This is a genomic window from Streptomyces sp. NPDC022910, from assembly GCF_055561075.1.
Map to the genome: position 1 here is coordinate 67,477 of NZ_JBVHHL010000033.1, position 13,399 is coordinate 80,875.

A 13,399-nucleotide genomic window follows, 5' to 3' on the forward strand; every position below is an offset into this window, starting at 1 on the left:
GTAAGTGGCCCCGGACAGCATCAGGGACTGAGGATCGTCGTACTGGCAGTAGCGTTCCGTACATGAGACTCGGTGTCCTCGATGTGGGTTCGAACACGGTGCATCTGCTGGTGGTGGATGCACACCCCGGTGCACGCCCCCTGCCTGCGCACTCGCACAAGGCGGAGCTGCGGCTCGCCCAGCTCCTCGACGACAGCGGGGCCATCGGCCCGGACGGGGTGGACAAGCTGATCGCCGTCGTCCTGGACGCCCTACAGGCGGCCGAGGACAAGGGTGTCGAGGATTTGCTGCCGTTCGCCACCTCCGCGGTGCGCGAGGCGAGCAACGCGGACGACGTCCTGGCCCGGGTCAAGGACGCCACCGGCGTCGAGCTCCAGGTGCTGACCGGCGCGGAGGAGGCAAGGCTGACCTTCCTCGCGGCCCGCCGCTGGTTCGGATGGTCGGTGGGCAAGCTGCTCGTCCTGGACATCGGCGGCGGCTCGCTGGAGATCGCGTACGGCATCGACGAGGAACCCGACGCCGCAGTGTCGCTGCCGCTGGGCGCGGGCCGGCTCACCGCGGGCTGGCTGCCCGGGGACCCGCCGGACCCGGCCGACGTGAAGGCGCTGCGCCGCCATGTACGGACGGAGATCGCGCGCACGGTCGGGGAGTTCAGCCGCTTCGGGGTGCCCGACCACGTGGTCGCCACGTCCAAGACGTTCAAGCAGCTCGCCCGCCTCGCCGGGGCGGCGCGATCCGCCGAGGGGCTGTACGTGCAGCGGCAGCTGAAGCGGGAGTCCCTGGAGGCGTGGGTGCCGAGGCTCTCCGCGATGACGGCCGCCGACCGCGCGGACCTCCCGGGTGTCTCGGACGGCCGTGCGGGCCAGCTCCTCGCCGGGGCGCTGGTCGCGGAGGGCGCGATGGACCTGTTCAGGGTGGAGGCGCTGGAGATCTGCCCGTGGGCGCTGCGGGAGGGCGTGATCCTGCGGCGGCTCGACCACATGGCGACGGGCTAGGGCCGGCCCCGGGGACCGACGGCGGAAGACTTCCCGCCACCCGCCGTGATCCCGTCGACCCCGCGGCCCGGCCGACGGGTGCCGCGGGAGTCCGGGCGGAGCGGGCCCGCGCGCAGGTCCGGGGCAGGGACATCCGGCCGCTGTGCCCCTTCCCACACCCCTCGCACCGCAACGGGCCCTCCATGGCAATGCGGTGCCCCGTACCCTGTCCTTCGTGGCAGAACCAGTGGTACGCATCCCGGATGCGAAGGTCGCCCTGTCGACGGCCTCCGTCTATCCGGAGTCGACGGCGACGGCCTTCGAGATCGCCGCGCGCCTCGGGTACGACGGGGTCGAGGTCATGGTGTGGACCGATCCGGTCAGCCAGGACATCGAGGCGCTGCGTCGGCTCAGCGACTACCACCAGATCCCTGTTCTGGCCGTCCACGCCCCCTGTCTGCTCATCACGCAGCGCGTCTGGTCCACCGACCCGTGGGTCAAGCTCCAGCGCGCCCGTGCGGCCGCGGAGAAGCTCGACGCCGGCACGGTCGTAGTCCACCCGCCCTTCCGGTGGCAGCGCCAGTACGCCCGCGACTTCGTCGACGGCATCTGGCGCATGGCGAACGAGACGGATGTGCGGTTCGCCGTAGAGAACATGTATCCGTGGCGCTACCGGGACCGCGAAATGCTGGCGTACGCCCCCGACTGGGACGTCACGAGGGACGACTACCGTCACTTCACGATAGATCTCAGCCACACCGCGACGGCCCGGACGGACCCCCTGCACATGCTCGACCGCATGGGCGACCGCCTCGGCCACGTCCACCTCGCCGACGGCAACGGCTCCAACAAGGACGAGCACCTCGTCCCCGGCCGCGGCATCCAGCCCTGCGCCGAGGTCCTGGAGCGGCTCGCGCTCACCGGCTTCGACGGGCACGTCGTCATCGAGGTCAACACCCGCCGGGCCATGTCCGGTGCCGAGCGCGAGGCCGACCTCGCGGAGGCTCTCGCCTTCACGCGCCTGCACCTGGCGTCGGCCGTGAAGGTGCCGCGCGGGTGAGTGAGGTGTTGTGCCGGTGAACAGGACGACCGGAGCGGGTCCCGTCCGCCGCGGCAGGGGACGGCCCAGTCGTACGGAGACGGCGGCGGCCCCCGCCACCCGGGACCGGATCCTGCAGGCGGCGCGCGAGGAGTTCTCCGAGCGCGGCTACGAGAAGACGTCCGTGCGCGGCATCGCCAAGGCCGCCGGTGTGGACTCCGCGCTCGTGCACCACTACTTCGGCACCAAGGAACAGGTCTTCGAGGCGGCCATCGAGGTCGCCTTCGCGCCGGCGCTGAACGCGCCGACCGCGCTGGCCGAGGGCCCGCTGGACGGGGTCGGCGAGCGGCTCACCCGCTTCATCTTCGGTATATGGGAGAACCCCACCACCCGCACGCCCCTGCTGGCGATCGTCCGCTCGGCCGTGAACAACGAGACCGCGGCCGCCGTCTTCCGCCGCCTCATCGCCGCCCAACTGCTGCGCCGCATCGCCGCCCAGCTGGAACCACCGGACGCGGAGCTGCGCGCCGAGCTCGCGGCGGCGCAGCTCGTGGGTTGTGCGATGCTCCGGTACGTGATCAAGGTAGAGCCACTGGCGTCGGCGGACATGGAGCAGATCATCGCGCGGGTGGCGCCGGTGGTGCAGGGGCACCTGACCGGAGCGTGAACCCCACGGGAGCCGGATCGCCGAGACACGCATCCCGCATTCCGGACACTCCGTCCCGACCTCTGGATGACCGGCGTACGCTCGTTACCGGTCAGAAGTCTCTGACGACCGTCTCTGACGAGAGTCTCCGAAGGAGCGAGCGACGATGCCTGAGCTGAGGTCCCGCACAGTCACCCATGGCCGCAACATGGCGGGCGCCCGCGCCCTTATGCGCGCCTCCGGGGTACCCGGTGCGGACATCGGCCGGAAGCCGATCATCGCGGTCGCCAACAGCTTCACGGAGTTCGTGCCGGGCCACACCCACCTCCAGCCGGTCGGCCGGATCGTCAGCGAGGCGATCAAGGAGGCGGGCGGCATCCCGCGCGAGTTCAACACGATCGCCGTCGACGACGGCATCGCGATGGGCCACGGCGGCATGCTCTACAGCCTGCCCTCCCGCGACCTGATCGCGGACAGCGTGGAGTACATGGTCGAGGCCCACTGCGCCGACGCCCTGGTCTGCATCTCCAACTGCGACAAGATCACCCCGGGCATGCTGATGGCGGCCCTGCGCCTGAACATCCCGACGGTCTTCGTCTCCGGCGGCCCCATGGAGTCCGGCCGGGCCACCCTGGTCGACGGCACGGTCCGCACGCTCGACCTGATCGACGCGATCGCCGACGCCGCCAACGACAAGATCTCCGACGAGGACATCCTCCGTATCGAGGAGAACGCCTGTCCGACCTGCGGCTCTTGTTCCGGCATGTTCACGGCCAACTCGATGAACTGTCTGACCGAGGCGATCGGCCTCTCCCTTCCCGGCAACGGCTCGGTGCTGGCCACCCACACGGCCCGCAAGGCGCTGTACGAGGACGCGGCCCGCACGGTCATGGACCTCACCCGCCGCTACTACGAGCAGGACGACGAGACGGTCCTGCCGCTCAACATCGCCACCTTCGCGGCCTTCGAGAACGCCATGGCCCTCGACATCGCGATGGGCGGCTCCACGAACACGATCCTGCACCTTCTGGCGGCGGCCCAGGAGGCCGGCGTCCCCTTCGGCCTGGCGGAGATCGACGAGGTCTCGCGCCGGGTCCCGTGCCTGGCGAAGGTGGCCCCGAACGTCGCCAAGAACCGCACGTACTACATGGAGGACGTGCACCGCGCCGGAGGCATCCCGGCCCTCCTCGGCGAACTGCACCGCGCGGGCCTGCTGAACGAGGACGTCCACGCGGTCCACAGCCCATCCCTGGCGGACTGGCTCAAGACGTGGGACGTCCGCGGCGGCTCCCCCTCCCAGGAGGCGGTGGAGCTGTGGCACGCGGCTCCGGGCTGTGTCCGCTCGGCCGAGGCCTTCTCCCAGTCCGAGCGCTGGGAGTCCCTGGACGACGACGCGGAGAACGGCTGCATCCGCTCCGCCGAGCACGCGTACTCCAAGGACGGCGGCCTGGCGGTCCTCAAGGGCAACCTCGCGGTCGACGGCTGCGTGGTCAAGACGGCGGGTGTCGACGAGTCCATCTGGACGTTCGAGGGCCCCGCGGTCGTCTGCGAGTCGCAGGAGGAGGCCGTCCAGAAGATCCTTACCCAGCAGGTCAAGGAGGGCGACGTCGTCGTCATCCGGTACGAGGGCCCCAAGGGCGGCCCGGGCATGCAGGAGATGCTGTACCCGACCTCGTACCTCAAGGGCCGGGGCCTCGGGAAGGCCTGCGCGCTGATCACGGACGGCCGCTTCTCCGGCGGCACGTCGGGCCTGTCGATCGGCCACGCGTCCCCCGAGGCGGCCTCGGGCGGCACGATCGCCCTGGTCCAGGACGGCGACCGCGTCCGCATCGACATCCCGAACCGCACGATCGAGCTGCTGGTGTCCGACGAGGAACTTGCCACCCGTCGCGACGCCCTGAACGGCGTCTACGCCCCCGCGAACCGCGACCGCAAGGTCTCTGCGGCCCTTCGCGCGTATGCCGCGATGGCGACGAGCGCGGACAAGGGTGCGGTGCGGGACGTTTCCAAGCTGGGCTGAGGTCTGCGTCTTGCCGGGCTGAGGCCTGCACTTCGGGAGGGCCGCTTCTTCGGGGGTGGTCCTTTCGCAGGTAGTCAGTTCGACGGGTCGCGGGCGTCCACAGCGAAGACGGTGCCGTCGGGGGCGGTGGCGTAGACGTGGCCGTCGGCGATGACGGGTTCGGGCAGGGCGGCCACCACCTGGCCCGTGTTCGTGCCGAGGCGCGCCGGAGTCTGCCCGGCGAGTGTTCCCTTGCGGGCGTCCACGGCGAGCAGGCGTCCGTCCGCGGCGCTGATGTAGACGTGACGGCCGTCGGTGACCGGCGCCGAACCTCGGCTCACCGACGTCTCGATGTGCCACAACTGCTTGCCCGTTGCCGTGTCGACGGCCTCCAGGGATCCGCCGGTGGCGAGCAGGTAGACGACGTCACCGTGCACGGTGGCGTGGACGCGCTGGCCGGAGACGGGCAGCGCCACCCTGCGCGTCGACTTGGTCCGAGGGTCGTAGCGGACCACCGCCTGCGTGTCCCCGTAGATGTTGTCGAGCGCGAGGAAGAAGACGGAACCGCCGACGGCCCCGATGGGCTGCAGAGAGCCTTTCAGCCGGGCGTCCCAGCGCACATCCCCCGTAACGGGATCCACGGCGGTGACGTGCGTGCTCGCCCCGTCTCCGGAGGCGCTCGCCATGTACGCCAGCGGATCGCCGACGAAGGAGGAGAAGACCGGCGCGCTGTGGCCCGGCGTCGTCCGGGTCCACTTCGGGTCTCCGGAGGCGCCGTCCACGCCGGTGACGGTGCCGTCCGCGTGGGTCAGCAGGAGCATGCCCCCGGCCTGCTGTGCCCAGTTGTACGCGGTCACCTTCCGCTCCCAACGCGTCCTGCCCGAAGAGGGGTCGAGCGCTTCCAGTCGCCGGCCGTGGTCGGCGAGGGGCTGCACGAGACCACCCGACAGGACCGGCGGAACGCTCCAGCGTGTCGTGGCGGCGGGGTGGCGCCACAGCACACCGCCGTCGGACGGATCGAGGGCGAACACCATGCCGGTCCGGGCACAGAGCAGCTTTCCCGCTCCGTACGAGCACCGTGTCGCCCCTTCCTTTCCGGACACGGGCTTCGCCGTCCACGCACGGAACGCAGAGGCAGTACTGGGCGCCGTGCCCTTCGAGGGAGCTGGTTCCTCACCGAGCAGCTGAACCGAGGCGAGCACACCGCTCGCCACGAGGACGAGGGCCCCGGCGACGAGAGGAATCTTCGTGCGCAGGCTGCGCCACTTGCCGGGGCGCTGTGACTCCGCGACGCGGGGCCCGGGAGGCGGCGTGTCACCGCCCGTCCGCTGCGCCGGTATGAAGGCCTGCGTGTCGTACGAAGCCGCGACCGACCGCAGTTTCTGCATCAGCTCGTCCGGAGTGGGCCGTTCCTCCGGCTCCTTGGCAAGACAGCGCAGCACCAGCGGCGCGAGATCCTCCGGTACGCCGGTCAGGTCCGGCTCGTCGTGCACGACCTGGTAGGCGACAACGTACGGACTGTCGGAGTCGAACGGACCCCGCCCTGTCGCGGCGTGCACCAGCACGGATCCGAGGGCGAAGACGTCGGCGGCGGGTCCGACCTCCCGCGGCCGACGGAACTGCTCGGGCGCCATGAAAGGAGGCGTGCCGATCAACCTGCCGGTCTCCGTGCGCAGTTCGCTGTCCTTTGGCCGAGAAATGCCGAAGTCGATGACCTTCGGGCCGTCCTCGGCAAGCAGCACATTGCTCGGCTTCAGGTCGCGATGCACGACTCCGACCCGATGGATGTCGCGCAGCGCCTCGGCCAGTCCCGCCATCAGACGGCGCAACTGGGCAGGAGGCATCGGGCCGTTCCGCTTCACATGGTCGGAGAGAGTCGGACCCGGAATGAACAGCGTGGCCATCCAGGGCCGTTCGGCCTCGGGATCTGCGTCGACCACGGACGCGGTGAAGGCACCGCTCACCCGTCGCGCCGCGGCCACCTCCTGCCGGAACCGCCCCCTGAACTCGGGATCCCGGGCGAACTCGGCATGCACGACCTTCACCGCGAGCTTCATCCCGGATGCGCTCCGGGCCAGATGCACGACGCCCATGCCCCCCGAGCCGAGACACGATTCGAGGCGGTAGTGACCGGCATACTCGGGAAGTTCCGCTTCCGCGCCCGCTCCGGTGTTCTGCTGTGGCGCCATGGGACCACCCCCGTGCTGTTCGTCCGCGCGCGCGACTCAGGGAGCCTAGTCGATGACTCGTACGAGACCGAGGCGGCTTGCTAGCCTCCGTGTGCAAGTTGCGCACATGTGTTTCGTGGCGTGCTTCAGGGGAATCAACGAGACCCCATGGCAGTCATGGGGTTCAACGGGGGAGGTTTTTCATGTCTGTTGACCGCGTCGAAGCGGCTGAGAGCGGCGAGGAGGAGGCCGTCACGACGGCCGCCGCGGCGGCGGCCCTGCGCTACTACTCGGTTGCGCCGGGCGTCCGTCTCAATGTCCGCCGCGGGCCGGGGACCCAGTACGGCATCGTCCGCATCCTGCCCGAAGGTGCGAAGGTCCCGATCTTCTGCCAGACGCCGGGTACGACGGTGTCGGGCTATTACGGCACGTCGAACATCTGGGACAACATCGACGACGGCGAGTTCGTCTCGGACGCGTACGTGAACACGGGCAGCGACGGCTACGTCGCCTCCCGCTGCGGCTGACCCTCGACCCGAAGGATCCCGATGACTTCCCGGAGACGTAGATCCGTCCTGCTCGCCGGCGCAGCCGGAGCCCTGCTCATGGTGGTGGGCTCGGCCGCCACGGCGAACGCGGCCGCGCTGCGCTACTACGACGTCGCCCCGGGCGCCCGTCTCAATGTGCGCAATGGTCCCGGCACCGGTTACAGCATCGTGCGTGTCCTGCCCGAAGGCGCGAAGGTCCCGATCTACTGCCAGACCCCGGGTACGACGGTGTCGGGCTATTACGGCACGTCGAACATCTGGGACAACATCAGCGACGGCGAGTTCGTCTCGGACGCGTATGTGAACACGGGCAGCGACGGCTACGTCGCCTCACGTTGCGCCTGAACCGGACGGCGGCGGGGCCCCGGGCAGCCGGAGTGATAATCGACGCGTGAGCGATGAGAACCGCACTCCGGACACCCCCAGGGGACCCCGCCCCGAACCCATCCGCTTCTTCGGCACGACCTGGGTGGATCACGACGGCGGCTACGCGGCCCGCCGTGTCGGTGTAGCGGTGGGGTCGCTCGCCGCCGCCGCGGCTGCCTGTCTCGTCCTGCGCTTCGCTTACCAGGGCCTCGAGATCGCCGATATCGGCAAACCGGTGACCCTGCTGGTCGTCGTCATGTTCGCGGTATGCAGCGCGCTGGCGTTCAGCAGCACCTGGGGAGCCTTCACCAAGCGCCCCGACCCCGAGCGGCAGGCCTCCCTCCGCGGCCTCCTGGCGATCGGTTTCATAGGCTCGCTGCTCGCGTATTTCTTCCGCTCACTGAGCGAGGCCCCCGGCGAGAAGCTCCACCGTGAGGAGTACGAGAAGTCCCGCGCCGCCCATGAAAAGCGCGCGTCCCGGCGTACGCGCAACCCGTCCCGCAAGCGTCGCTCCTGACCGGCGGGCGCGGCCCGGCCGGTACCGCTCGGGCAGGCCCGGGCCGCGGGACCCCTGCCCTCCCACCGGCGATACCCGCTCTCCCCGGCACCCGGGCCCGGCCATCATGGGCGTATGAGCGCCACATCCCGCTCCACTCGAGCCCGTTCCTTCAACGCCGCCGCGGCCCAGTACGCCGCGAACCGCCCCTCCTACCCGCCGGCCCTCTTCGACGTCCTGGAAGAGCTCGCCGACCGCCCCCTCACCGGCGCCCGCGTGGCGGACATCGGTGCCGGCACCGGTATCGCCACCGCCCTCCTCAAGTCCCGCGGCGCCCAGGTCCTCGCGGTGGAGCCCGGCGACGGCATGGCGGCCCAGTTCCGCCGCACGCTCCCCGCCGTCCCCCTCCTGCGCGGCGACGGCAACGCCCTCCCGCTCGCCACCGCCTCCACCGACTTCGTCACCTACGCCCAGGCGTGGCACTGGACCGACCCCGCCCGCGCTGCACCGGAGGCCCTGCGGGTGCTGCGCCCGGGCGGCGCCCTCGCGCTGTGGTGGAACACCGACGCCCAGGACGTGCCGTGGATCGGCGAGCAGGCGGACCGCATCAAGCGGTACTTCGGTGCCGAGTACGCCTCCAAGAGCGGCGCCGGCGGCATCCGTACCGAACTCGCCTTCGCAGGCGCGCCCGAGGTGCCGGCCCACACCCATCGCGTCGTCCGTTGGAATCGCTCGGTCTCCGTGGACACCCACCTCGCCAACATCGGCAGCCATTCGATCTTCCTCGTGCTCGGCGCGGAGGGCACGGGGGCCTTCCTCGCCCAGGAACGGGAACACCTCCTCAAGGTCTTCCCGGACGGCCTCGTCGAGGAGGTCTACGACGTCGTGCTGATCGTGGCGAGGCGACCCTAGGCACGCCGAGGCGGCCCGGGGCCCCACCCGCTTGACGGGCCGCCCCGTCGCGCGCAATATTCATCGCATGATGAATATCAGTCGTCCGCGCCCGCCGGACCACCCGGAGCCGGGACACGCGACCCCCGGCATCCGTGCCGAACACCTCACCGTCGTACGCGGCCCCCGCAAGGTCCTGCGCGGCCTCGGCTTCACCGTCCCGCGCGGCCGGATCACCGGACTGCTCGGCCCCTCCGGGTGCGGCAAGTCGACCCTCATGCGCGCGATCGTCGGCACTCAGGCCAAGGTGAGCGGCACCCTGGAGGTCCTCGGCCGCCCCGCCGGAGACGCCTCCCTGCGCTCCCGCATCGGCTACGTCACCCAAGCGCCCTCGGTCTACGACGACCTCACGGTCCGCCAGAACCTCGACTACTTCGCCGCCGTCCTCGACCCCGGCCGAGCCGCCGCGGACCGCCGCGGTGCGAACGTCACCCGGGCCATAGCCGACGTCGACCTCACCACCCACGCCGACGCCCTCGCCGGCAACCTTTCAGGCGGCCAGCGCAGCCGCGTCTCCCTCGCGGTCGCACTCCTGGGCACCCCGGAACTCCTCGTCCTCGACGAACCGACGGTCGGCCTCGACCCCGTCCTGCGCCGCGACCTCTGGACCCTCTTCCACACCCTCGCGGCCGACCGCGGCGCCACGCTCCTCATCTCGTCCCACGTCATGGACGAGGCCGAGCGCTGCCACCGCCTCCTGCTGATGCGCGAGGGCGAGATCCTCGCCGAGGACACCCCCGAGGCCCTGCGCACCCGGACGGGAGCCGAGACGGTCGAGGAAGCCTTCCTGCACCTGGTCGACGAAGCGGCGGCCGAGCAGACGGCCGGAAAGGAGACGGTCCGATGACCGCGACGACCCCGCACCCGACCGGGAGTCCCCTGACGCTCTCCCGTACGACGGCGACGGCCGCCCGCGTCCTGCGCCAGCTCCGCCACGACCCGCGCACGATCGCGCTGATGATCGTCATCCCGTGCCTGATGCTGCTCCTGCTGCGCTACGTCTTCGACGGCAGCCCGCGCACGTTCGACTCGATCGGAGCCTCGCTACTCGGCATCTTTCCGCTGATCACGATGTTTCTGGTGACGTCGATCGCGACCCTGCGCGAACGCACCTCCGGCACCCTGGAACGCCTCCTCGCGATGCCGCTCGGCAAGGGCGACCTGATCGCCGGCTACGCCCTCGCCTTCGGCACCCTGGCGATCATCCAGTCGGCCCTGGCCACCGGCCTCGCGGTCTGGTTCCTGGGCCTGGACGTCACAGGCTCCCCCTGGCTGCTGCTCCTGGTGGCCCTCCTGGACGCCCTGCTCGGCACGGCCCTCGGTCTGTTCGTCTCCGCCTTCGCGGCCTCTGAATACCAGGCGGTCCAGTTCATGCCCGCGGTGATCTTTCCTCAGCTCCTCCTCTGCGGCCTGTTCACCCCTCGCTCCGTCATGCACCCGGTGCTGGAGGCGATCTCGGACGTCCTGCCCATGTCGTACGCGGTGGACGGCATGAACCAGGTCCTCAAGCACACGGACATGACGGCGACGTTCGTACGGGACGCGTCGGTCGTGGCGGGCTGCGCACTGCTGGTACTGGGCCTGGGGGCGGCAACGCTACGACGCCGGACGGCCTGACGATCCGGCGGAGCCCCGGGGAGGGGCTGGGGCGGGGCGGGGGCGAGAACCCTCTACGGCGCCCCGGAACCACCCACGTCCGCCCACCGGACACCCGAACCATGCCGGCGAACCCGGTGCGAGGATGAACCCGGACGACGCAACCCCCGGAGGGCACCCGCACCATGACCCAGAAAGTCGCAGTCCTCGGCACCGGAAAGATCGGCGAAGCCCTGCTCAGCGGAATGATCCGGGCCGGCTGGACCCCCGCCGACCTCCTGGTCACCGCCCGCCGCCGGGAACGGGCCGAGGAGCTCCGCACCCGTCACGGCGTCACCCCGGTCACCAACGCCGAGGCCGCGAAGACCGCCGAGACGCTCATCCTCACGGTCAAGCCCCAGGACATGGGCACACTGCTCGACGAACTCGCCCCGCACGTCCCCGCCGACCGTCTGGTCATCAGCGGCGCCGCCGGCATCCCCACCTCCTTCTTCGAGGCACGCCTCGCCGCCGGCACCCCGGTCGTCCGCGTCATGACGAACACCCCTGCCCTCGTCGACGAGGCCATGTCCGTCATCTCCGCCGGCAGCCACGCCACCGAGGCTCACCTCACCCACGCCGAGGAGATCTTCGGCGCCGTCGGCAAGACGCTCCGCGTCCCCGAGTCCCAGCAGGACGCCTGCACCGCCCTCTCCGGCTCGGGCCCGGCGTACTTCTTCTATCTGGTCGAGGCCATGACCGACGCCGGGATCCTGCTCGGCCTGCCCCGCGACAAGGCCCACGACCTGATCGTCCAGTCCGCGATCGGCGCGGCGGTGATGCTGCGCGACAGCGGCGAGCACCCGGTGAAGCTCCGCGAGAACGTCACCTCGCCCGCGGGCACCACGATCAACGCCATCCGTGAACTGGAGAACCACGGAGTGCGTGCCGCGCTGATCGCCGCGCTGGAAGCCGCCCGGGACCGCAGCCGCGAACTGGCGTCCGGCAACAACTGACCCACAGGCCCACCGCCGGGAATTGGGCGGTGGGCCTGTGGCCTTCACACAGCCGGAAGCAAGCCGATCGCCCGGTACGCGGCGTCCACCCGCGGCCTGGCCATCCCTCTCGCCCGCTCGGCTCCGGTCCGCAGCACCTCGTCCACATACCCGGGGTCCGCGCACAGCGCCCTGTGCCGCTCCTGAACCGGCCGCAGCAGTTCGACCACGGCCTCGGCGGTGTCCTTCTTCAGCGCGCCATAGGACTGGTACGCACCGCTGAGGTCCTCGGGATTCCGCCCCTCGCACGCGGCCAGAATCTCCAGCAGGTTGGCCACCCCCGGGCGTGCCTCCCGGTCGTAGACGACGTCCGACCCGCTGTCGGTCACGGCCCGCATGACTTTCTTCCGCACCACATCCGGCTCGTCGAGCAGATAGACGATCCCCGGTCCCGAGTCGTCCGACTTCCCCATCTTCGACATCGGTTCCTGAAGGCTCATGACCCGGGCAGCGACCTCCGGACGGGTCGCCCGAGGCACCACGAACGTGTGCCCGTACCGCTGGTTGAACCGCACCGCCAGGTCCCGCGTCAGCTCCACGTGCTGCACCTGGTCGTCCCCCACGGGAACCTCATCGGTCCCGTACGCCAGGATGTCCGCCGCCATCAGCACGGGGTACGTCAGCAACGACAGCCGCACGCTCCCGCCCCGTTCCCGCTCCCGCGCGGCCTTCTCCTTGTACTGGATCATCCGCCGCATCTCGCCGTCGGTGGCCACGCACTCGAGCAGGTACGACAGCCGGGCGTGCTCGTCCACATGGCTCTGTACGAACACGGTGCACAGCTCCGGGTCGAGCCCGGTGGCCAGCAACAGTGTCGCCGCCTGCCGACTGAGCCGGCGCACCCGCGCCGGATCGTGGTCCACGGTCAGGGCATGCAGGTCGACGACGCAGAAGAGCGCGTCGGCCCGGTGCTGGTCCACGTCGGCCCACCGCCGCATGGCGCCCAGGTAGTTCCCCAGCGTCAGATGCCCGGTCGGCTTGATCCCGCTGAACACCCGTGTCATCTCTCCACCTCCAGGTCGGGGCCGTTGCCACCGGTCGGCCGCCCCTCCTGGAGGGAGATACGAGAACGGCCGCCGAGGCGGCGGCCGTTGAACGCATACGTGAGTCCGGCCGCCTTCAGGCGGCCCACCACTGCTGGTTACACGTACGCGAAGTCATGAGGAAGAGAGTACGCCTCCCGGAGCCCACATGGAGGAGGTTTGACACGCCCCCACTCGATGCGTAGTGTTCTCCGGGTTGCCCGACGTGAGCGCCGACCACGGTCGGTCCCCGGGCGGCCATTCCGCAAGTACCTACCGACAATCGGCGAGGCTTCGTCGTGCGTATAGGCATGCGTATTTTCGGAATGAGGAATCCGCGTTCGAACTTCTGTGAGGACGCAGCCCCCGATTAGCTCGGGAGCCGGGAATCCGCTAAAGTCTCACTCGTCGGAACGGCCAAGCGGCCGGGAAGACAACCCGCTCCGGCCGGGAATCGGATCGAGAAAAGATCTGATAGAGTCGGAAACACCGAAGGGAAGCGCCCGGAGGAAAGCCGCGAGAGTGAGTCTCTCGGGTGAGTACAAAGGAAGCGTCCGTTC

Annotated in this window: 14 protein-coding genes; 11 read left to right on the top strand and 3 right to left on the bottom strand. The window is 70.3% G+C overall.

Annotation, left to right across the window (positions count from 1 at the left end; translation table 11 throughout):
* Positions 1-62 precede the first annotated feature (62 nt).
* The 4 genes from ACZ3TS_RS27445 (at position 63) to ilvD (ending at position 4,679) form a co-directional block, all read left to right on the top strand.
* Positions 63-995: a Ppx/GppA family phosphatase gene (locus ACZ3TS_RS27445; protein WP_467622905.1), complete on the top strand. Its 933-nt coding sequence runs from the start codon at positions 63-65 to the stop codon at positions 993-995.
* A 214-nt stretch (positions 996-1,209) separates the two neighbouring features.
* Positions 1,210-2,034 carry a sugar phosphate isomerase/epimerase family protein gene (locus tag ACZ3TS_RS27450; RefSeq protein ID WP_467622907.1) on the top strand — a complete coding sequence of 275 codons (825 nt, stop codon included), beginning with the start codon at positions 1,210-1,212 and terminating at the stop codon, positions 2,032-2,034.
* Between the two features lie 16 nt (positions 2,035-2,050).
* Positions 2,051-2,680, top strand: a complete 630-nt coding sequence (locus tag ACZ3TS_RS27455) for a TetR/AcrR family transcriptional regulator (protein ID WP_467622909.1) — start codon at positions 2,051-2,053, stop codon at positions 2,678-2,680.
* Positions 2,681-2,825: 145 nt separating this feature from the next.
* The gene (gene ilvD / locus ACZ3TS_RS27460; protein ID WP_467622911.1) at positions 2,826-4,679 is read left to right on the top strand and encodes a dihydroxy-acid dehydratase; all 1,854 of its coding nucleotides are present in this window, start codon (positions 2,826-2,828) and stop codon (positions 4,677-4,679) included.
* A gap of 74 nt (positions 4,680-4,753) precedes the next feature.
* Here the strand turns inward: ilvD and ACZ3TS_RS27465 are convergent, their stop codons facing one another.
* Complete coding sequence (locus ACZ3TS_RS27465; protein ID WP_467622913.1) at positions 4,754-6,847, bottom strand: serine/threonine-protein kinase; 2,094 nt, start codon at positions 6,845-6,847, stop codon at positions 4,754-4,756.
* 182 nt (positions 6,848-7,029) lie between these two features.
* Between ACZ3TS_RS27465 and ACZ3TS_RS27470 the strand changes: the two genes are divergently transcribed.
* The 7 genes from ACZ3TS_RS27470 to proC all read left to right on the top strand — a co-directional run bounded on the left by ACZ3TS_RS27470 (position 7,030) and on the right by proC (position 11,778).
* Positions 7,030-7,353: an SH3 domain-containing protein gene (locus tag ACZ3TS_RS27470; protein ID WP_467622916.1), complete on the top strand. Its 324-nt coding sequence runs from the start codon at positions 7,030-7,032 to the stop codon at positions 7,351-7,353.
* Between the two features lie 21 nt (positions 7,354-7,374).
* The gene (locus tag ACZ3TS_RS27475) at positions 7,375-7,719 is read left to right on the top strand and encodes a hypothetical protein (RefSeq protein ID WP_467622919.1); all 345 of its coding nucleotides are present in this window, start codon (positions 7,375-7,377) and stop codon (positions 7,717-7,719) included.
* A gap of 46 nt (positions 7,720-7,765) precedes the next feature.
* A complete protein-coding gene (locus ACZ3TS_RS27480) occupies positions 7,766-8,257 on the top strand; it encodes an EamA/RhaT family transporter (RefSeq protein WP_467622921.1) in 492 nt (163 codons plus the stop codon).
* 114 nt (positions 8,258-8,371) lie between these two features.
* Positions 8,372-9,148 carry a class I SAM-dependent methyltransferase gene (locus ACZ3TS_RS27485; RefSeq protein WP_467622924.1) on the top strand — a complete coding sequence of 259 codons (777 nt, stop codon included), beginning with the start codon at positions 8,372-8,374 and terminating at the stop codon, positions 9,146-9,148.
* Positions 9,149-9,215: 67 nt separating this feature from the next.
* On the top strand, positions 9,216-10,034 hold the full coding sequence (locus ACZ3TS_RS27490) for an ABC transporter ATP-binding protein (protein WP_467622925.1): 819 nt from the start codon (positions 9,216-9,218) through the stop codon (positions 10,032-10,034).
* Complete coding sequence (locus ACZ3TS_RS27495; RefSeq protein WP_467622928.1) at positions 10,031-10,804, top strand: ABC transporter permease; 774 nt, start codon at positions 10,031-10,033, stop codon at positions 10,802-10,804. The genes ACZ3TS_RS27490 and ACZ3TS_RS27495 overlap by 4 nt, the downstream gene beginning before the upstream one ends.
* A 164-nt stretch (positions 10,805-10,968) precedes the next feature.
* A complete protein-coding gene (proC, locus tag ACZ3TS_RS27500) occupies positions 10,969-11,778 on the top strand; it encodes a pyrroline-5-carboxylate reductase (protein ID WP_467622931.1) in 810 nt (269 codons plus the stop codon).
* A gap of 44 nt (positions 11,779-11,822) precedes the next feature.
* Here proC and trpS read toward each other — a convergent pair whose 3' ends face one another.
* Both trpS and ACZ3TS_RS27510 read right to left on the bottom strand, forming a co-directional pair.
* The gene (gene trpS, locus ACZ3TS_RS27505; RefSeq protein ID WP_467622934.1) at positions 11,823-12,821 is read right to left on the bottom strand and encodes a tryptophan--tRNA ligase; all 999 of its coding nucleotides are present in this window, start codon (positions 12,819-12,821) and stop codon (positions 11,823-11,825) included.
* Entirely contained in the window at positions 12,818-12,949 is a 132-nt protein-coding gene (locus tag ACZ3TS_RS27510) for a hypothetical protein (RefSeq protein WP_467622937.1), read from the bottom strand. Before ACZ3TS_RS27510 ends, trpS begins: the two co-directional genes overlap by 4 nt.
* Between the last annotated feature and the right edge of the window lie 450 nt (positions 12,950-13,399).

Bases quoted from the DNA above. Each gene is read 5' to 3' on its own strand.
- ACZ3TS_RS27445 (WP_467622905.1), top strand. From the start codon at position 63: ATGAGACTCGGTGTCCTCGATGTGGGTTCGAACACGGTGCATCTGCTG.
- ilvD (WP_467622911.1), top strand. From the start codon at position 2,826: ATGCCTGAGCTGAGGTCCCGCACAGTCACCCATGGCCGCAACATGGCG.
- ACZ3TS_RS27465 (WP_467622913.1), bottom strand. From the start codon at position 6,847: ATGGCGCCACAGCAGAACACCGGAGCGGGCGCGGAAGCGGAACTTCCC.
- ACZ3TS_RS27470 (WP_467622916.1), top strand. From the start codon at position 7,030: ATGTCTGTTGACCGCGTCGAAGCGGCTGAGAGCGGCGAGGAGGAGGCC.
- ACZ3TS_RS27475 (WP_467622919.1), top strand. From the start codon at position 7,375: ATGACTTCCCGGAGACGTAGATCCGTCCTGCTCGCCGGCGCAGCCGGA.
- ACZ3TS_RS27485 (WP_467622924.1), top strand. From the start codon at position 8,372: ATGAGCGCCACATCCCGCTCCACTCGAGCCCGTTCCTTCAACGCCGCC.
- ACZ3TS_RS27490 (WP_467622925.1), top strand. From the start codon at position 9,216: ATGATGAATATCAGTCGTCCGCGCCCGCCGGACCACCCGGAGCCGGGA.
- ACZ3TS_RS27495 (WP_467622928.1), top strand. From the start codon at position 10,031: ATGACCGCGACGACCCCGCACCCGACCGGGAGTCCCCTGACGCTCTCC.
- proC (WP_467622931.1), top strand. From the start codon at position 10,969: ATGACCCAGAAAGTCGCAGTCCTCGGCACCGGAAAGATCGGCGAAGCC.
- trpS (WP_467622934.1), bottom strand. From the start codon at position 12,821: ATGACACGGGTGTTCAGCGGGATCAAGCCGACCGGGCATCTGACGCTG.